Source organism: Streptomyces sp. Ru72, assembly GCF_002920635.1.
Classification (GTDB): Bacteria; Actinomycetota; Actinomycetes; order Streptomycetales; family Streptomycetaceae; genus Streptomyces.
The window spans coordinates 1-14,860 of record NZ_PQSR01000017.1; the positions used below are offsets into that span (position 1 = coordinate 1).

Here is a 14,860-nt window from a genome sequence, read left to right on the forward strand (position 1 = left end):
GGCGCTGCCCGAGGGGTACGCGGCCTTCGTGCATCCGCGGTCCGGTCTCGCCGCACGCTGCGGTGTCGCCCTCGTCAATGCCCCGGGGACGGTGGATGCCGGGTACCGTGGGGAGATCAAGGTGATCGTGGTGAATCTCGACCCGCGCGAGTCCGTGCGGTTCGAGCGCTTCGACCGGATTGCCCAACTGGTCGTCCAGCAGGTCGAGAGGGTCCGCTTCCATGAGGTCGCGGAGCTTCCCGACTCCGCGCGGGCCGAGGGGGGCTTCGGGTCCACCGGCGGTCATGCCGCCGTGGGCGGCGCAACGGGTGGGAATCGATACGCTTCGGTCGTATCCGACCGGGAAGGACAGTGACGTGTTCGGACGTCGCAAGAAGAAGGGTGCCGCCGAGGACGCGGCCGGCGAGGCCGAGCAGGTCGTCGACGGTGTCGACACTGAGGCGGACGACGAGGTCGAGCGCGAGCGCGTGAGGCTCGAGCCGGAGCCCCGGCCCGACGGGCCCTGGGACGTGTCCGAGGTCCGGGAGCCCGGCGAGGGCCGGGTGGACCTGGGCGGGCTGTTCGTGCCCGGGGTCGAGGGCATGGAGCTGCGGGTGGAGGTCGCGGGCGACGCGATCGTCGCGGCCACCGTCGTGCTGCGCGACAGCGCCATCCAGCTCCAGGCGTTCGCCGCGCCCAAGCGCGAGGGCATCTGGGGCGAGGTGCGCGAGGAGATCGCCGGCGGCATCACCCAGCAGGGTGGCATCGTCGACGAGGTCGAGGGGCCGCTGGGCTGGGAGCTGCGCGCGCAGGTGCCGGTGCAGCTGCCGGACGGCACGAGCGGGTTCCAGGTCGTGCGGTTCGTCGGCGTGGACGGTCCCCGCTGGTTCCTGCGCGGCGTGATCTCGGGGCAGGGTGCCGTGCAGCCGCAGGCCGCCGGCCTGCTCGAGCAGATCTTCCGCGACACGGTCGTGGTCCGCGGCGAGGGCCCCATGGCACCGCGCGACCCGATCGTCCTGAAGCTGCCGAACGACGCCCAGATGGTGCCCGAGGGCGTCCAGCAGGAGGAGGGCTCCCGCTTCTCCGGCGGCATGGGCCAGCTCCAGCGCGGCCCGGAGATCACCGAGGTCCGCTAGCAGCGGGGGCACTGCCGCCGGGCAGCCACACCATGGGGCCGCACCCCTCGCCGAGGGGCGCGGCCCCACATGCTTTCCCCTTGCCGGACGCCGGCCCGCAGCCGGGTATCAGGGTTGCGTCAAAGATGCCCCGCCCCCCGTCCCATGCCCCATAAGTCGTGATTGTTGGCCGTAGGGTCGACGCAGTGTGCGCAGCTGCGGCGGAAGACACCGGAAGACAATGGGGCCATGGGACGCGGCAAGCTTCGGATCTACCTCGGTGCGGCACCGGGCGTCGGCAAGACGTACGCCATGCTGTCCGAGGCGCACCGGCGAGTCGAGCGGGGTACGGACTGCGTGGTCGGCTTCGTGGAGCACCACGGCCGATCCCGTACCGAGGTGATGCTGCACGGCCTGGAGCAGGTCCCGCGCAGGGAGCTGGAACACCGCGGAAGCTGCTTCACGGAGATGGACGTGGACGCCGTGCTGCACCGTGCCCCCGCCGTCGCCCTGGTGGACGAACTCGCGCACACCAATGTCCCCGGCTCCCGCAACGCCAAGCGCTGGCAGGACGTCGAGGAGCTGCTGGCCGCCGGGATCGACGTCGTCTCCACCGTCAACATCCAGCACCTGGAGTCCCTCGGCGACGTCGTGGAGTCGATAACGGGCATACGGCAGCGCGAGACCGTCCCCGACGAGGTGGTACGCCGCGCCGACCAGATAGAGCTCGTCGACATGTCTCCGCAGGCCCTGCGCCGCCGCATGGCGCACGGCAACATCTACCAGCCCGACAAGATCGACGCCGCCCTGTCGAACTACTTCCGGCCCGGAAACCTGACCGCCCTGCGTGAGCTGGCCCTGCTGTGGGTGGCGGACCGGGTCGACGAATACCTGAACGAGTACCGCAGCCGGCACCAGGTGTCGGCGATCTGGGGCTCCCGCGAGCGGATCGTCGTCGGGCTCACCGGCGGCCCCGAGGGCCGGACCCTGATCCGCCGCGCCGCCCGTCTCGCGGAGAAGGGCGCCGGCGGCGAGGTGATGGCCGTCTACATCGGCCGCAGCGACGGGCTCACCTCCGCCTCACCGAAGGAGCTGGCAGTTCAGCGCGCCCTCGTCGAGGACCTGGGCGGCACCTTCCACCATGTGGTGGGCGACGACGTCCCGGCGGCGCTGCTCGACTTCGCCCGCGGCGTGAACGCCACCCAGATCGTGCTCGGCTCCTCGCGCCGCAAGGCCTGGCAGTACGTCTTCGGGCCCGGCGTCGGCGCCACGGTCGCCCGTGAGTCCGGGCCCGACCTCGACGTGCACATCGTCACCCACGAGGAGGTCGCCAAGGGCCGCGGTCTGCCGGTGGCCCGGGGCGCGCGCCTGGGCCGTACACGCATCGTGGCCGGCTGGCTGGTCGGCCTCCTCGGCCCGGTCGTCCTCGGGCTGCTGCTGAACAGCGGCGACCTGGGCCTCGTCAACGACATGCTGCTGTTCCTGGCGCTGACCGTGGCGGCGGCCCTGCTCGGCGGGCTCTTCCCTGCGCTCGCCTCGGCGGCCTTGGGCTCGTTCCTGCTGAACTACTACTACACGCCTCCGCTGCACCGGCTGACGATCGCCGACCCCCGGAACATCGTCGCCATCGTCATCTTCGTCGCGGTGGCGATGTCGGTGGCGTCGGTGGTGGACCTCGCGGCCCGGCGCACCCACCAGGCGGCCCGGCTGCGCGCCGAGTCCGAGATCCTCTCCTTCCTGGCGGGCAGCGTGCTGCGCGGCGAGACCAGCCTGGAGGCGCTGCTGGAACGGGTGCGGGAGACCTTCGGCATGGAGTCCGCGGCACTGCTGGAGCGCGAGAGCGACGTCGCACCCTGGACCTGCGCGGGCAGCGTCGGCCCCGGCGCCCCGGTCGGGAGGCCCGAGGACGCGGACGTGGACGTGCCCGCCGGGGACCACCTGGCGCTCGCGCTGTCCGGGCGAGTCCTGCCCGCCTCCGACCGCCGGGTGCTGGCCGCCTTCGCCGCGCAGGCCGCGGTGGTCCTGGACCGGCAGCGTCTGCAGCAGGAGGCCGAAGAGGCCCGCACGCTCGCCGAGGGCAACCGCATCCGCACCGCCCTGCTGGCCGCCGTCAGCCACGACCTGCGCACCCCGCTCGCGGGCATCAAGGCATCGGTGACCTCCCTCAGGTCGGACGACGTGGAGTGGTCCGACGAGGACCGCGCCGAGCTGCTGGCGGCGATCGAGGAGGGCGCCGACCGGCTCGACCACCTGGTCGGCAACCTGCTCGACATGTCGCGCCTGCAGACCGGAACCGTCACCCCGCTGATCCGGGAGATCGACGTCGACGAGGTGGTCCCGATGGCGCTCGGCGGGGTGCCGGAGGGCAGTGTGGAACTCGACGTCCCGGAGACGTTGCCGATGGTCGCCGTGGACGCCGGGCTGCTGGAGCGCACGGTGGCGAACCTCGTCGAGAACGCGGTCAAGTACAGCCCCCTCGGCATCTCCGTCCTGGTCGCCGCCAGCGCCCTCGCCGACCGTGTGGAGGTGCGCGTCGTCGACCGCGGCCCGGGCGTCCCCGACGAGGCGAAGGAACGCATCTTCGAGCCCTTCCAGCGCTACGGCGACGCCCCCCGCGGCGCCGGCGTCGGCCTCGGCCTCGCCGTGGCCCGCGGCTTCGCCGAGGCCATGGGCGGCACCCTGAACGCGGAGGACACCCCCGGCGGAGGGCTCACGATGGTCCTCACCCTGCGGGCCGTGAACCGCGCCCACCACCCCGTACCAGTCGCCGGACCAGAGAGGCAGACCACATGACCCGGGTGCTCGTGGTCGATGACGAGCCGCAGATCGTGCGCGCCCTCGTGATCAACCTGAAGGCGCGCAAGTACGACGTCGAGTCGGCCACCGACGGCGCGACCGCGCTCCGGCTCGCCGCCGCCCGCCACCCCGACGTCGTGGTGCTGGACCTCGGGCTGCCCGACCTGGACGGCGTCGAGGTGATCAAGGGGCTGCGCGGCTGGACCCGGGTGCCGATCATCGTGCTGTCCGCCCGCCACTCCTCCGACGAGAAGGTCCAGGCGCTGGACGCCGGTGCCGACGACTACGTCACCAAGCCGTTCGGCATGGACGAGCTGCTGGCCCGCCTGCGCGCCGCCGTCCGCCGCGCGGAGCCGAACGGGGGCGGCGAGGACGACGTGACCGTGGAGACCGAGGGCTTCACCGTCGACCTGGCCGCGAAGAAGGTCAACCGGGCCGGCAGGGACGTACGCCTCACGCCCACGGAGTGGCACCTGCTGGAGGTGCTCGTCCGCAACACCGGCCGCCTGGTCGGCCAGAAACAGCTGCTTCAGGAGGTGTGGGGGCCGTCGTACGGGACGGAGACGAACTACCTGCGGGTGTACATGGCCCAGCTGCGCCGGAAGCTGGAGACGGACCCGTCGCATCCCCGGCACTTCATCACGGAGCCGGGGATGGGGTACCGGTTCGAGAAGTGAGCCGCGGGGCGGCCGGGGGCCGGGGGTTGTCCCGCGGACGAGGCGGTATCACGGAGCCGGGGATGGGCCACCGGTTCGAGAAGTGAGCCGGGAGCCCGGCGGGACAGCGAGGGCCCGTGCCGCCGGTACGTCCGTGTCGGCGCCCCCGGTACGCTTTCTGTATGAGCGCTGTTCCTCGTTCCGAGAAGCCGGCGGGCCGCCTCCGGCGCATGCTGGACCGGCTCTCCTCGTCGCAGGAGGACCTGGAGTCCGAGGAACTGCGGGAGGACGCCGAGACCGCGGGCTGTACGCGGATCGGCGACTGCCACGACCGACAGATCGTCACGGTTACTGGTACCTTGCGCACGGTCACGCTGCGCCCGCGGGCCGGTGTCCCGGCGCTGGAGGCCGAGCTGTTCGACGGTTCGGCCGCGCTGGACGTGGTGTGGCTCGGCAGGCGCTCGATCGTCGGGATAGAGCCGGGACGCAAGCTGATCGCGTCCGGCCGGATCTCGATGAGCCGGGGCCGCAGAGTGCTGTTCAACCCCAAGTACGAACTCAGACCGCTCGGACGGGAGTAGCCGGTGACGTCACTCGAGAAGCCGACCGAAGACGCCCAGCAGGACTCGCGGGCGGTGACCGAGGCCGCGCTCTTCGAGGCGTTCGGCGGGGTCCGCGGCATGGTCGAGACCGTGGTCCCCGGCCTGTTCTTCGTCACGATCTTCACCATCAACAAGAACCTGCACTGGTCGGCGATCGTCGCGCTCGCGGTGTCCCTGCTGCTGGTGGTGGTCCGCCTCGCCATGCGGGACACCGTCAAGCACGCGTTCAGCGGTGTCTTCGGTGTGGCGTTCGGCGTGGTCTTCGCGATGATGACCGGCAACGCGAAGGACTTCTACCTGCCGGGCATGCTCTACACGCTGGGCCTCGGCCTCGCGTACATCATCACCACGCTCGCCGGGGTCCCGCTGATCGGCCTGATCCTCGGCCCGGTCTTCAAGGAGAACCTCTCCTGGCGCACACGCAACCCGGGCCGCAAGAGGGCCTACGCCAAGGCCAGCTGGGCCTGGGGACTGATCCTGCTCGGCAAGTGCGCGATCCTGTTCCCCCTGTACTGGTGGGCGAACACGGCCCAACTGGGCTGGGTCCTGATCGCGTTGAAGATCCCGCCGTTCCTGCTCGCCGTGTGGCTGACGTGGGTGTTCCTGGCGAAGGCACCGGCGCCGATCGACGTGTTCGCGGAGATGGAGGCGGAGGAGGCCGCGCAGGCGGCTGCCGCCGAGAGCGAAGGGGCCGGGCGGCACCGCCGCGAGGCCTAGAGCTCCGAACGAAACGGACGCCAGGCCCGCGACGCCCGGCACGGGGGTGCGCCACCCGGCGGCTCGAGGTGCGCCACTCAAGGGTGCGCCCGGACAGCCCAGGCGCACCCGAAGCCCGCACCCTCGCGGACTAGCCCGCCGCATCCTCCCTGCGCACCGACAGCAGTTCCTCCAGCTGGCCCTCGCGTGCCTGGGCCGCCACGAAGAGCAGTTCGTCGCCCGCCTCCAAGGAGTCCTCCTGGGACGGGGTCAGGACCCGGGTGCCGCGGATGATCGTCACCAGGGACGTGTCCTCGGGCCACTGCACATCGCCCACCTGCGTACCCGCCAGGGCCGACTCGGGCGGCAGGGTCAGCTCGACCAGGTTGGCGTCGCCGTGGCTGAAGCGGAGCAGACGGACCAGGTCGCCGACGCTCACCGCCTCCTCCACGAGCGCCGACATCAGGCGCGGGGTGGACACGGCCACGTCCACGCCCCACGCCTCGTTGAACAGCCACTCGTTCTTCGGGTTGTTGACCCGGGCGACGACCCGCGGGACGCCGTACTCCGTCTTCGCCAGCAGCGACACGACCAGGTTCACCTTGTCGTCGCCCGTCGCGGCGATCACCACGTTGCAGCGCTGGAGCGCCGCCTCGTCCAGGGACGTGATCTCACAGGCGTCGGCCAGCAGCCACTCCGCCTGCGGGACGCGCTCGACCGAGATCGCGGTCGGCGCCTTGTCGATGAGAAGGACCTCGTGGCCGTTCTCCAGCAGTTCGCCCGCGATCGAGCGACCGACCGCGCCGGCACCGGCAATGGCGACCCTCATCAGTGACCGCTCTCCTCTTCAGGGCCCTCGGCGAACGCCGCCTCGACCTTGTCGACATCGTCCGTCCGCATCATCACGTGCACGAGGTCGCCCTCCTGCAGCACCGTCTGGGAAGTGGGCAGCATGGCCTCGCCCAGCCGGGTGAGGAACGCCACCCGGACACCGGTCTCCTCCTGCAGCTTGCTGATCTTGTGGCCGACCCACTTCGGTGACGCGTGCACCTCGGCGAGCTGGACGCCGCCGGTGGGGTCGCGCCACAGCGGCTCCGCGCCGGACGGCAGCAGACGCCGCAGCATCTGGTCCGCCGTCCAGCGGACCGTGGCGACGGTCGGGATGCCGAGCCGCTGGTAGACCTCGGCGCGCCGGGGGTCGTAGATCCGCGCCGCGACGTTCTCGATGCCGAACATCTCCCGGGCGACCCGCGCCGCGATGATGTTCGAGTTGTCGCCGCTCGAGACGGCGGCGAAGGCACCGGCCTCCTCGATGCCCGCCTCGCGCAGGGTGTCCTGGTCGAAGCCGACGCCGGTGACACGACGGCCGCCGAACCCGGAGCCCAGTCGTCGGAAGGCGGTGGGGTCCTGGTCGATCACGGCGACCGTGTGCCCCTGTTGCTCCAGGGTCTGGGCCAGAGCGGAGCCCACTCTTCCGCAGCCCATGATGACGATGTGCACGACCGTCCTTCCGATGTCAATGGTTACGACTCAGTCCAAACAGGTTCTCAGACCGCCGCCCAAGCTACACACGCGCGGTCCGCACAGGGCACCCCCGTGCACCATGCCGGCCCGGCCGTGCGGGCGCCCTCCGGGCCGTCAGCCGAAGAGGTTTTGTCATGGAGTCATGCCGAACCCCCCACCTGGGCAATCCGCAGCGCGCCCCCGAACGTATTTCACTCGTGAGGCAGATCTCCTCCGGCGGGTGGAGGGGCGCCCGAACGACCGTTTACGATCCTCTGTTGTGTCCAAACTGACCGACGTGCCCAAACGGATCCTGATCGGGCGCGCACTGCGCAGCGACCGGCTGGGAGAAACGCTCCTGCCGAAGCGCATCGCACTCCCCGTCTTCGCCTCCGACCCGCTCTCCTCCGTCGCGTACGCGCCCGGAGAAGTTCTGCTGGTCCTGTCCATCGCGGGCGTGTCGGCCTACCACTTCAGCCCCTGGATCGCCGTCGCCGTCGTCGTGCTCATGTTCACGGTGGTCGCCTCCTACCGGCAGAACGTGCACGCGTACCCCAGCGGCGGCGGCGACTACGAGGTGGCCACCACCAACCTCGGCCCCAAGGCCGGCCTCACCGTCGCCAGCGCCCTGCTCGTCGACTACGTCCTCACGGTCGCCGTGTCGATCTCGTCCGGCATCGAGAACCTGGGCTCCGCGATCCCCTTCGTCGTCGAGCACAAGGTGTTCTGCGCGGTCGCCGTGGTCGTGCTGCTCACGCTGATGAACCTGCGTGGCGTCAAGGAGTCCGGCACGCTGTTCGCGATCCCGACCTACGTCTTCGTCGCGGGCGTCTTCATCATGATCGCTTGGGGGGCGTTCCGCGGGCTGGTCCTCGACGACACCATGCGGGCTCCCACGGCCGCGTACCAGATCAAGGCCGAGCACCAGGGCCTGGCCGGCTTCGCGCTCGTCTTCCTGCTCCTGCGCGCCTTCTCCTCCGGATGTGCGGCGCTCACCGGCGTGGAGGCGATCTCCAACGGCGTCCCGGCCTTCCGCAAGCCCAAGTCGAAGAACGCGGCGACCACGCTCGCGATGATGGGCCTGCTCGCCGTCACCATGTTCTGCGGCATCATCGTCCTCGCCATGACGACCAAGGTCCGCATGGCCGAGCACCCGGCCACCGACCTGCTCCACAACGGCAGCCCGCTCGGCTCCGGATACGTCCAGAACCCGGTGATCTCCCAGGTCGCCGAGGCCGTCTTCGGCAAGGGCAGCTTCCTGTTCGTCGTGCTGGCCGCCGCCACCGCGCTGGTGCTGTTCCTGGCCGCGAACACCGCCTACAACGGCTTCCCGCTGCTCGGCTCGATCCTCGCCCAGGACCGGTACCTGCCGCGCCAGCTGCACACCCGCGGCGACCGCCTCGCCTTCTCCAACGGCATCGTGCTGCTCGCCGGCGCGGCGACACTGCTGATCTTCCTCTACGGCGCCGACTCGACCCGGCTGATCCAGCTCTACATCGTGGGCGTGTTCGTCTCCTTCACGCTCAGCCAGACCGGCATGGTCAAGCACTGGAACCGGCACCTGGCCGTGGAGAAGGACCAGGCCAAGCGCCGCCACATGATCCGTTCGCGCGCCATCAACGCCTTCGGCGCCTTCTTCACCGGTCTGGTGCTGGTCGTCGTCCTGGTCACGAAGTTCACGCACGGCGCCTGGGTCGCCCTGCTCGGCATGTGCATCTTCTTCGCGACGATGACCGCGATCCGCCGCCACTACGACGGCGTGGCCGAGGAGCTCGCCGCGCCCGAGGGCCCCAGCGACGACAGCGTGCGCCCCTCCCGGGTCCACTCGGTGGTCCTCATCTCCAAGATCCACCGTCCCACGCTGCGCGCCCTCGCCTACGCCAAACTGCTGCGCTCCGACAGCCTGGAGGCACTCAGCGTCAACGTCGACCCGGCGGAGACGAAGGCGCTGAGGGAGGAGTGGGAGCGGCGCGGCATCGACGTACCGCTGAAGGTGCTCGACTCGCCGTACCGGGAGATCACCCGCCCGGTGATCGAGTACGTCAAGGGCCTGCGCCGCGAGTCCCCGCGCGACGCCGTCTCCGTGATCATCCCCGAGTACGTGGTGGGCCACTGGTACGAGCATCTGCTGCACAACCAGAGCGCGCTGCGGCTCAAGGGCCGGCTGCTGTTCACGCCGGGCATCATGGTGACCTCGGTGCCGTACCAGCTGGCGTCCTCGGAGGCGGCCAAGCGGCGCGCCCGCAAGCGGCAGGAGTGGAACGCGCCGGGCGCGGTGCGGCGCGGACCGGCGCAGGAGCGGCCGCGGGAGCCGTCGGCCTCCCGGGCGCCGCAGGACTGAGCCCCGCCCCCGGACCACGGTGACCGGCCGGACGGCACCCACGTAGACTGGTGGGCTGTTGTCCGGCCGAGCCGTTGATACGCGCCGTCGTCGTGTTCGCGCCCCTTTCACGCATCTGGATCTGGAGTCGCCCCCCATGCAGGCAGAACCGAAGAAGTCGCTGGTGGGGGAGGAGTACGAGGTCGAGATCGGCCCCGTCGCCCACGGCGGCCACTGCATCGCCCGTACGGAATCCGGGCAGGTCCTCTTCGTCCGGCACGCGCTGCCCGGCGAGCGGGTCGTGGCCCGGGTGACCGAGGGCGAGGAGGGCGCCCGTTTCCTGCGCGCGGACGCCGTACGCGTGCTGGAGGCGTCGAAGGACCGCGTGGAGGCCCCCTGCCCCTACGCGGGCCCCGGCCGCTGCGGCGGCTGCGACTGGCAGCACGCCAAGCCGGGCGCACAGCGCCGGCTGAAGGCGGAGGTCATCGCCGAGCAGCTGCTCCGGCTCGCCGGTCTCACGCCCGAGGAGGCGGGCTGGGACGGCACGGTGGTGCCGGCGGAGGGCGACAAGCTGCCGGCCGGCCAGGTGCCCCAGTGGCGTACGCGGGTGCAGTACGCGGTGGACGCGTCCGGCAGGGCGGGCCTGCGTCGGCACCGCTCGCACGAGGTGGAGCCGATCGACCACTGCCTGATCGCCGCCGAGGGCGTCAGCGAGCTGGGCATCGAGAAGCGGGACTGGACGGGGATGGACTCCGTCGAGGCGATCGCGGCGACGGGCTCGCAGGACCGCCAGGTCATCCTGACCCCGAAGCCGGGTGCTCGGCTGCCGCTGGTGGAACTGGACAAGCCGGTCTCCGTCCTGCGCGTGGACGAGAAGACGGGCGGCATCCACCGCGTCCACGGTCGCCCCTTCGTCCGCGAACGCGCCGACGGCCGTACGCACCGCGTCGGGGCCGGCGGCTTCTGGCAGGTCCACCCCAAGGCGGCGGACACCCTGGTCACGGCGGTGATGCAGGGGCTGCTGCCACGCAAGGGCGACATGGCGCTCGACCTGTACTGCGGCGTCGGGCTCTTCGCGGGCGCGCTGGCCGACCGGGTCGGCGAGAAGGGCGCGGTGCTCGGCATCGAGTCGGGCAGGCGCGCGGTGGAGGACGCCCGCCACAACCTCGCCGACTTCCCGCGTGTGCGCATCGAGCAGGGCAAGGTCGAGTCGGTCCTGCCGCGCACGGGCATCACGGAGGTCGACCTGATCGTCCTCGACCCGCCGCGGGCCGGCGCGGGTCGCGGGACGGTCGCCCACCTCTCCTCGCTGGGCGCCCGCAGGATCGCCTACGTCGCCTGCGACCCGGCCGCCCTGGCGCGGGACCTGGCGTACTTCCGGGAGGGCGGGTACGGGGTGCGGACGCTGCGGGCGTTCGATCTGTTTCCGATGACCTCGCACGTTGAGTGCGTCGCCATTCTGGAGCCCGCGGCAAAGGGCCTCTGACCTGCACATTCATGGATCCGGTAGATCTGTACGACGTGTTTCCGCGGCCCGGGCGGGTACAGCGTGCGGAGTGCGTCGTGACGCCTGAATCCGGTGTGGATTCGAGGACGGAGACCGGAGAAGCACGGTCGTAGCCTCGGCCGCTGGTGAGCTCTTGCGGGGGCAGGGCTGCGGTTGTTGGTCGGGCCGTGTGCTGACGAGGAGCTGACGGATGGAGGCCATGCGGCACCCTCGGCCGGCGCGGGGAGTACGGATCCGCGGACATCCCAGGCGTGGCGACGCGAAACCACCGCTGCATGGTTGGTGACCGCGACTGCGGCAGCAACGACCCCTATGCCGTGCGTATCACCTTCCGTGCGGGTCCGGACGCGCTGGACTGGGTCTTCGCTCGCAGCCTGCTCATCGGAGGGTTGACCGAGCCGACGGGCGGCGGTGATGTCGAGGTCAGGCCCTCACGCCGTCATGGCGTGGCCACCGTGCAGATCGCTTTGCAGGGTCCCGGGGCGCATGTCGTGCTGGAAGCCCCGGCCCGTTTCATCGCCGCGTTCGTCAGACGCACCTGTGCGGGGGTGCCTCCTGGTACGGAGCACCATCACATCGGTCTCGACCATCTCGCCCGTCAGTTCCTCAGGCACGTCAGCTGACCGTGGCAAGCGGTCTTCATGTGGTGCCAGTGAGACACATGAGGCGGTCGATGAGGGGCCCGACAGCGTCCGGGCCGCTGGGTCCGGTGCCGAACAGGAGTGAGGCGTACAGCGGGGCCAGGACGATCTCGAAGACCTCCTGGACGCTGGGAGGGTTCTCGCCCCGTGCGGCGGCGCGGTCCAGTACGGCCCGCAGGTCGTCGAATCGTTTGACCAGGGCAGGTGGCAGCCTGTCCGTTCCGCCCCCGTCGCTCTCCAGCCGGATGGCGACGAGTGTGTGCAGCAGCATCTTGCCGACGGGGCCGGCGACGTCCTCGGCGGCCCGCCGGACATGACGCTCCAGGTCCTCCCGCAGGGATCCGGTGTCGGGCATGGGTGCGCTCAGATGCTCATTGACGACGTCAAGGAGCAGGCCGTCCAGGGTCTTCCAGCGGCGGTAGAGGGTGCCCAGGTGGACCCCGGAGCGTTCGGCCACCTGCGCGAGGGTCAGCTCCGACAGGGGCTGTGTGCGCGCGAGGTCCTCAACGGCCCGGTGCACGTCCGCCCGCACCCGGGCGGTCCGGCCGCCGGGGCGGCGGACGGTCGGCTGGTCAGTCATGCGCCCAGCTTAACGCGAAAGCTTTCACATTTGGCGAAGGGGGTGTACCTTCGATTCGCGTAACGCGAAAAGTTTCGCTTTTAAGGAGCGGTCATGCGTCCTGTGCTCTTCGAGAACAACCCTTCGTTCTGGTTCGAGACCCTGCGGTCCTTCGGCCACATCACCTACGGCGGCGCCGACTTCGGCGAAGTGCTGATCACCGCGCAGCGCATCCGCGAGGGCGACTTCGACAGCTGGTACGACGAGTGGCTGCTCACCGCCGACCGCGTCGCCGAGGTGGCCCGCGAGGCCGAGAAGGCGGGACACCCGGTCTCCGCCCGCGACGCCTGGCTGCGCGCCTCGAACTACTACCGCTCCGCGGAGTTCTTCCTGCACGGAAACCCCGGCGACCCGCGGATCGACCACGCCTACGAGGCGAGCGTGGCGGCCTTCAAGTCCGCGATGGCGCTGTCCGAGCGCCCGGTGACCCCGGTGGACATCCCGTTCGAGGACACCACCCTGCCCGGCTACTTCTACGAGGCCGCCGACGACGGCCAGGGCCGGCCCCACCCAGTGGTGCTCATCCACAACGGCTTCGACGGCACCGCCGAGGAGTGCCACTTCTTCGGCATCCCCAGCCTCGTCGAACGCGGCTACCACGTGCTCGCCTTCGACGGCCCCGGCCAGCCCGGGCCCATGCACCGCGAGAACCTGGTCTTCCGTCCCGACTGGGAGACTGTCGTTGGCGCCGCCATCGACTTCGTCCTCACCCGCGACGACGTCGACCCCGAGGGCATCGCCCTGATCGGACTGAGTATGGGCGGCCAGCTCGCTCCCCGCGCCGCGGCCTTCGAACACCGCATCAAGGCCGTCGTCTCCGTCGACGGCGTCTACGACATCGCCAAGAACTTCATCGCCGACATCCCCGGCGCCACCCGCGAGGAGAAGGCCGCGCTGCTGCGCGCCGAGAGCGCCCCCGAGGTCGACGCCCAGCTGGAGCAGGCCATCGCCGACTCCCCGGTGATGCGCTGGGCACTCTCCCACGGCTCCTGGGTCTTCGGCGTCGACACCCCCCGCCAGGTGCTGGCCTCGATGCTCGACTACTACCTCGGCGACGGCATCGCCGAGCAGATCGAGGCACCGCTGCTGATCTGCGAAGCCGAGGGCGACCTGTTCTTCACCGGCCAGCCCGAGGCACTCCACGAGCACGCCCCCAACAGCACCCTCCTCGTCTTCGACGACGAACTCGGCGCCAACGCCCACTGCCACGTCGGCGCCCAGCGCCTTGCCTCCGCCCGCATCGCCGACTGGCTCGACGAGACGCTGCGCCCGGCCGCCTGAACCCACCACCCACCCGGGGCCGGTCCACGGCCGGCCCGCCATCACCGAGCATCACTGAGAAAGTAAGGAAGACAGTCATGTCTCGGCAGCCGTGCACCGCGCTCGCGTCAGCCGCGCTCCTAACCCCGCCCCGACCAGACGGTGCCCCGCAGACGTTGGTCAGCGCGGACCCGCCGCGCTGCGCGCGCCCCGCTCGTCGGCATGCCACCGCCGCCACATCGGTCAGTGGCTTGTCACGCGACCGTGGCTGAGCCGGGGATGAAGTCGACCGTCCTGTGGCCACGCAGCCCGCCCCGTTCCATAGGTGCCCTTCGACTGCGACGCCGAGGAGATCTTCGCTTCGACGCCAGTCGGCCCGCCCGCGCGCTGATGAGCGGCCTAGGTGTTGACACCCCCAGAAGAGAGTGGTTAATTACTTATATTCGAACCTGCCGAAGTGCGGGATGGAAGGCGGATAGCCTCTATGAGACCCTCTTGGCCAGGACATATGACATGCGTCCCGGCCGGATCCAGGTGGGCTAGTCGTCCAGCGAGACTTCAGGCCCCTCTACGACAACTAACTAAGCGGTCGATCGCTTCGCTGTCGTCGAGTGGTCGCAATCATCACTACCCGTTTCGGCGGGTCACTTAGGAAGGAAGGAAGACAGCCATGGCTGAGACGGTTTCCCCGCAGGACACCGACACCATCCGGGCCGGCGCGCAGCGGGCTTTCAGGAACCATCTGGACTACCTGTCCTCCGGGCGGATCCCGGAGTGGGTGGACCTGTTCACCGAGGACGGGGTGCTGGAGTTCCCGTACGCCCCCAAGGGCTTCCCCGGCAAGACCGTGGGCAAGGAGGGGCTGTATGAGTACATGAAGAACTTCCCGGAGCACTTCCGTGTGGAGTTCGTCGACCTGCACTTCCACGAGACGGTCGATCCCTCGCTGGTGATCGCCGAGTTCAAGAGCGTGGGCACCGCACTGGCCACCGGCCGGCCGTACAACCAGACGTACATCTCGGTGGTCGAGACGCAGGACGGCAAGATCAGCCGTTACGTCGACTTCTGGAACCCGCTCGTGGGCATCGAGGCCCTCGGCGGCAGCCCGGCCGACATGGTCTCGGCCTTCAGCAACGACTGAGGCCGCACGTCACCTCCGGCGGCGG

At 70.5% G+C, this 14,860-nt stretch carries 14 protein-coding genes; 11 read left to right on the forward strand and 3 right to left on the reverse strand.

Annotated elements, in window-relative coordinates; all coding sequences use genetic code 11:
* The 6 genes from dut to C3488_RS10920 form a co-directional block, all read left to right on the forward strand.
* A partial coding sequence (dut, locus tag C3488_RS10895) for a dUTP diphosphatase (protein WP_103839164.1) occupies positions 1-355 on the forward strand: 355 nt, incomplete at its 5' end.
* 1 nt (position 356) lies between these two features.
* Positions 357-1,115: a DUF3710 domain-containing protein gene (locus tag C3488_RS10900; RefSeq protein ID WP_103839165.1), complete on the forward strand. Its 759-nt coding sequence runs from the start codon at positions 357-359 to the stop codon at positions 1,113-1,115.
* Positions 1,116-1,343: 228 nt separating this feature from the next.
* A complete protein-coding gene (locus C3488_RS10905) occupies positions 1,344-3,887 on the forward strand; it encodes a sensor histidine kinase KdpD (protein ID WP_103839166.1) in 2,544 nt (847 codons plus the stop codon).
* A complete protein-coding gene (locus C3488_RS10910) occupies positions 3,884-4,567 on the forward strand; it encodes a response regulator (protein ID WP_103839167.1) in 684 nt (227 codons plus the stop codon). Before C3488_RS10905 ends, C3488_RS10910 begins: the two co-directional genes overlap by 4 nt.
* A 161-nt stretch (positions 4,568-4,728) precedes the next feature.
* Positions 4,729-5,127: an OB-fold nucleic acid binding domain-containing protein gene (locus C3488_RS10915; protein ID WP_103839168.1), complete on the forward strand. Its 399-nt coding sequence runs from the start codon at positions 4,729-4,731 to the stop codon at positions 5,125-5,127.
* Positions 5,128-5,130: 3 nt separating this feature from the next.
* On the forward strand, positions 5,131-5,865 hold the full coding sequence (locus C3488_RS10920) for a DUF3159 domain-containing protein (RefSeq protein WP_103839169.1): 735 nt from the start codon (positions 5,131-5,133) through the stop codon (positions 5,863-5,865).
* A 130-nt stretch (positions 5,866-5,995) separates the two neighbouring features.
* On the opposite strand, the gene C3488_RS10925 is transcribed toward C3488_RS10920, so the two are convergent.
* Entirely contained in the window at positions 5,996-6,673 is a 678-nt protein-coding gene (locus tag C3488_RS10925) for a TrkA family potassium uptake protein (RefSeq protein WP_103839170.1), read from the reverse strand.
* Positions 6,673-7,344 carry a TrkA family potassium uptake protein gene (locus C3488_RS10930; RefSeq protein WP_103839171.1) on the reverse strand — a complete coding sequence of 224 codons (672 nt, stop codon included), beginning with the start codon at positions 7,342-7,344 and terminating at the stop codon, positions 6,673-6,675. The genes C3488_RS10925 and C3488_RS10930 overlap by 1 nt, the downstream gene beginning before the upstream one ends.
* A 283-nt stretch (positions 7,345-7,627) precedes the next feature.
* Between C3488_RS10930 and C3488_RS10935 the strand changes: the two genes are divergently transcribed.
* From C3488_RS10935 to C3488_RS10945, 3 genes are all read left to right on the forward strand, one after another.
* A complete protein-coding gene (locus C3488_RS10935) occupies positions 7,628-9,688 on the forward strand; it encodes an APC family permease (protein WP_103839172.1) in 2,061 nt (686 codons plus the stop codon).
* Positions 9,689-9,824: 136 nt separating this feature from the next.
* Positions 9,825-11,153 (forward strand): class I SAM-dependent RNA methyltransferase, encoded by a 1,329-nt coding sequence (locus C3488_RS10940; RefSeq protein ID WP_103839173.1) that lies wholly within the window; start codon positions 9,825-9,827, stop codon positions 11,151-11,153.
* Positions 11,154-11,449: 296 nt separating this feature from the next.
* The gene (locus tag C3488_RS10945; protein WP_103839174.1) at positions 11,450-11,797 is read left to right on the forward strand and encodes an SsgA family sporulation/cell division regulator; all 348 of its coding nucleotides are present in this window, start codon (positions 11,450-11,452) and stop codon (positions 11,795-11,797) included.
* 16 nt (positions 11,798-11,813) lie between these two features.
* Here C3488_RS10945 and C3488_RS10950 read toward each other — a convergent pair whose 3' ends face one another.
* A complete protein-coding gene (locus C3488_RS10950) occupies positions 11,814-12,395 on the reverse strand; it encodes a TetR-like C-terminal domain-containing protein (RefSeq protein ID WP_103839175.1) in 582 nt (193 codons plus the stop codon).
* A 93-nt stretch (positions 12,396-12,488) separates the two neighbouring features.
* Here C3488_RS10950 and C3488_RS10955 point away from each other — a divergent pair, with 93 nt between their 5' ends.
* Together C3488_RS10955 and C3488_RS10960 are read left to right on the forward strand one after the other, a co-directional pair.
* Entirely contained in the window at positions 12,489-13,715 is a 1,227-nt protein-coding gene (locus C3488_RS10955; RefSeq protein WP_103839176.1) for a S9 family peptidase, read from the forward strand.
* A 649-nt stretch (positions 13,716-14,364) separates the two neighbouring features.
* Positions 14,365-14,835 carry a nuclear transport factor 2 family protein gene (locus C3488_RS10960; RefSeq protein ID WP_103839177.1) on the forward strand — a complete coding sequence of 157 codons (471 nt, stop codon included), beginning with the start codon at positions 14,365-14,367 and terminating at the stop codon, positions 14,833-14,835.
* Positions 14,836-14,860: the final 25 nt, after the last annotated feature.

Bases quoted from the DNA above. Each gene is read 5' to 3' on its own strand.
- C3488_RS10950 (WP_103839175.1), bottom strand. From the start codon at position 12,395: ATGACTGACCAGCCGACCGTCCGCCGCCCCGGCGGCCGGACCGCCCGG.
- C3488_RS10915 (WP_103839168.1), top strand. From the start codon at position 4,729: ATGAGCGCTGTTCCTCGTTCCGAGAAGCCGGCGGGCCGCCTCCGGCGC.
- C3488_RS10905 (WP_103839166.1), top strand. From the start codon at position 1,344: ATGGGACGCGGCAAGCTTCGGATCTACCTCGGTGCGGCACCGGGCGTC.
- C3488_RS10925 (WP_103839170.1), bottom strand. From the start codon at position 6,673: ATGAGGGTCGCCATTGCCGGTGCCGGCGCGGTCGGTCGCTCGATCGCG.
- C3488_RS10945 (WP_103839174.1), top strand. From the start codon at position 11,450: ATGGTTGGTGACCGCGACTGCGGCAGCAACGACCCCTATGCCGTGCGT.
- C3488_RS10910 (WP_103839167.1), top strand. From the start codon at position 3,884: ATGACCCGGGTGCTCGTGGTCGATGACGAGCCGCAGATCGTGCGCGCC.
- C3488_RS10940 (WP_103839173.1), top strand. From the start codon at position 9,825: ATGCAGGCAGAACCGAAGAAGTCGCTGGTGGGGGAGGAGTACGAGGTC.
- C3488_RS10955 (WP_103839176.1), top strand. From the start codon at position 12,489: ATGCGTCCTGTGCTCTTCGAGAACAACCCTTCGTTCTGGTTCGAGACC.
- C3488_RS10960 (WP_103839177.1), top strand. From the start codon at position 14,365: ATGGCTGAGACGGTTTCCCCGCAGGACACCGACACCATCCGGGCCGGC.